3 protein-coding genes are annotated in these 3,137 nt (G+C 69.0%); 2 read left to right on the forward strand and 1 reads right to left on the reverse strand.

Annotated elements, in window-relative coordinates; translation table 11 throughout:
• Positions 1 to 84: 84 nt before the first annotated feature.
• Complete coding sequence (locus tag AB0P24_RS47700; protein ID WP_365805733.1) at positions 85 to 1,452, reverse strand: MFS transporter; 1,368 nt, start codon at positions 1,450 to 1,452, stop codon at positions 85 to 87.
• A gap of 612 nt (positions 1,453 to 2,064) precedes the next feature.
• Between AB0P24_RS47700 and AB0P24_RS47705 the strand changes: the two genes are divergently transcribed.
• Both AB0P24_RS47705 and AB0P24_RS47710 read left to right on the forward strand, forming a co-directional pair.
• Entirely contained in the window at positions 2,065 to 2,262 is a 198-nt protein-coding gene (locus AB0P24_RS47705; protein WP_365805735.1) for a hypothetical protein, read from the forward strand.
• A 64-nt stretch (positions 2,263 to 2,326) separates the two neighbouring features.
• Positions 2,327 to 3,137, forward strand: an 811-nt coding sequence (locus AB0P24_RS47710; RefSeq protein ID WP_365805737.1) for a DUF475 domain-containing protein, incomplete at its 3' end; no start/stop codon positions are given.

Raw genomic sequence — 3,137 nt, forward strand, 5'->3', positions numbered from 1 at the left:
CGCACCACCATCGGGCGCGTGGCCCCCCCGGGTGGGGGGCCCCCCCCCCCGCGCCGCTGATCCCGGGGGACCGGCGGCACGGGCTCAGCGGGCGGGCACGTCGTCGGTGCGCGGCGAGACGGTCGCGGGGCCGTCGTCGGCCAGGTCGCGCCGCCGGGTCTCCTTCGCCACGCCCACCGCGACCAGCGTGAGCAGGGACGCCGCGATCACGTAGAGGGCGATCGGGGTCGAGCTGCCGTAGTCGGACAGCAGGGCGGTGGCGATGAGCGGGGCGGGCGCACCAGCCGCGACGGAGGCGAACTGGGCGCCGACGGAAGCGCCGGAGTAGCGCATCCGGGTCGCGAACATCTCGGCGAAGAAGGCGGCCTGAGGCGCGTACATGGCGCCGTGCAGCACCAGGCCGACGGTGACCGCCAGCACCAGATACCCGAATCGGCCGGTGTCGGCGAGGGCGAAGAACGGGAATATCCACAGCCCGATCCCGGCCGCGCCCAGCAGGTAGACGGGCCGCCGCCCGACCCGGTCCGACAGCGCGCCCCACGCCGGGATCACGGCGAAGTGCACGGCGGAGCCGATGAGTACGGCGTTCAGGGCGGTCTGCTTGGAGACCCCGGCGGAGGTGGTGGCGTAGACGAGGACGAAGGCCGTGATGACGTAATAGCTGATGTTCTCCGCCATGCGCGCGCCCATCGCGATCAGTACGTCACGCCAGTGGTGCCGCAACACCGAGACCAGCGGCGGCGGTTCGGCCGTCCCGGCACCGCGCCGGGCCTCGGACCGTGCCAACGCCTCACGGAACACGGGCGATTCGTCGACGGAGAGCCGGATCCACAGACCGACGACGACCAGCACACCGGAGAGCAGGAACGGGATCCGCCAGCCCCAGCTCGCGAAGGCGTCGTCCGACAGGACGGCGGTGAGCAGCGACAGCACCCCGGTCGCCAGCAGCTGGCCGGCCGGGGCTCCGGTCTGCGGCCACGACGCCCAGAAGCCGCGCCGGCGCGCGTCCCCGTGCTCGGAGACGAGCAGGACGGCTCCGCCCCACTCACCGCCCAGCGCGAACCCCTGGACGAGCCGCAGGAGAGTCAGCAGCACCGGTGCCGCGCCGCCGACCGTCGCATGCGTGGGCAGCAGCCCGATCGCGAAAGTGGCCCCGCCCATCAGCAGCAGACTCAGCACGAGCAGCCGCTTGCGCCCGAGCCGGTCCCCGTAGTGCCCGAACACCAGAGCCCCGAGCGGCCGGGCGGCGAACCCGACGGCGTACGTGAGGAACGCCAGCAGCGTGCCGACGAGCGGATCGGAGTCCGGGAAGAACAGCTTGTTGAAGACGAGGGCGGCCGCGGAGCCGTAGAGGAAGAAGTCGTACCACTCGATCGTGGTGCCGACGAGACTTGCGGCGACGATGCGGGGAAGGCTGTGCGGGGCTGGTGGAGCGCTTGTGGGCGACGACATCGGCACCACTTCCTGGCGTTCGACGGGGACGTTTGCGTGTCGCCACACCGTAGGAAGGCGCAGGTCAGAGGCGTATGTGGTGGGACACCATACTTCTGGCTGCAGGAGTGCGTTCGTCGACCATGGAGGCGGCGTCGGGCCTCCATGATGGCCTCAATGAGGGCGCGAGGGGCGCTGTCCTAGTTGCGCTGTTCGGGCGTGATTTGGAGATGTCGTGCTGACTCCCGTGCTGACTTGGTGCTGACTACGCAGCGTAGAAGGCCGGCAGGGGACACAGATCGGGTGTCGCGGCGGCGGGTTGGACTGCGGGGCGCGCAGCTCCCGGGCCGCGGTTCACGCGAAGCCCGGTGTTGGAAGCGGGTGCCTTGCCCCGGCGAGTGTCGTGATGCGGGTCGGCGCGAGAGTGGCCGTCGCGCGGCGAGCGGTTATGCTCCGCCAGCTGAATGGAGTACCCAGCAGGTTCTTCGTCTGCTGGTGGTACAGCGCTTGTGCGCCCCTGACCAGTGCGAATGCGTGGCGCGCGGGGGGAGTTAGCGAACTTCGGCCCGCGTATGGTCCGGATCTTGGTCGTGGGTTGCGCAGGTCGCGCATGGAGTGGAGTGGATACGAAGCGTGTCGGTATCCGCGAAGCCGAAGAGTGACCTGACCGTCCTGCCGGCTCGCAACGCCGGCCTGCGCAAGGCCGCGCTGGCCGCCTGCCTGACCGGCGTACCCGAGCACGTCATCGCCGCCGACGGAAGGCTGTCCGTGACCGTCGTGCACCGGTGGATCGCGGCGAGGTACTCGCCGGGACACCCCGGGGACAACTGATCGTGATACACAGCGGTGTGAGGGTGATCCGTTGACGACCGCGGGACGACAGGAGAGCGCAGCCGTGCTGTTGAAGACCTTTCGCTGGGCGTTCGCGGTCACTGCGGTCGGCTTGGCGGTCGGTGTGCTGTACGACGGCTGGACCGCCCTCGGGATCGTGGCGATCCTGGCCGTCCTGGAGATATCCCTGTCGTTCGACAACGCTGTCGTCAACGCCGGGATCCTGAAGAAGATGAACGCCTTCTGGCAGGGGATCTTCCTCACCGTGGGCGTCCTGATCGCCGTGTTCGGCATGCGGCTCGCCTTTCCGGTCGCGATCGTCGCCATCACGGCCAAGCTCAATCCGTACGACGCGGTGAACCTGGCGTTGACCGACAAAGACCGCTACGAGCAGCTGGTCACCGACGCCCACCCGGCGATCGCCGCCTTCGGTGGCATGTTCCTGCTGATGATCTTCCTCGACTTCGTCTTCGAGGACCGGGACGTCCAGTGGCTGGGCTGGATCGAGCGCCCGCTGGCCAGGCTGGGCAAGGTCGACATGCTGTCGGTCTGTATCGCCCTGACCGTCCTGCTGATCACTTACTTCACCTTCGCCACCCACGCCCGTCAGCACGGCGGCGCGCACGCTGACAAAGCGCAGACGGTGGTGGTCTCCGGCATCGCCGGCCTGATCACGTATCTGGTCGTGGGCGGTCTGTCGGGCTACTTCGAGAACCAGCTGGAGGAGGACGAGGAGAGGCAGCAGCAGGCCGGACGCTCAGCAGTTCTGCTGGCCGGCAGGGCCGCGTTCTTCATGTTCCTCTACCTGGAGGTCCTGGACGCGTCCTTCTCCTTCGACGGCGTGATCGGCGCGTTCGCCATCACCAACGACATCG

The sequence above is a fragment of the Streptomyces sp. NPDC086519 genome (assembly GCF_040686075.1).
In the GTDB taxonomy this organism is placed as follows: domain Bacteria; phylum Actinomycetota; class Actinomycetes; order Streptomycetales; family Streptomycetaceae; genus Streptomyces; species Streptomyces shenzhenensis.

What these genes read in the sequence shown, in the direction of transcription:
- AB0P24_RS47700 (WP_365805733.1), bottom strand. Translation starts at nt 1,452, where the DNA reads ATGTCGTCGCCCACAAGCGCTCCACCAGCCCCGCACAGCCTTCCCCGC.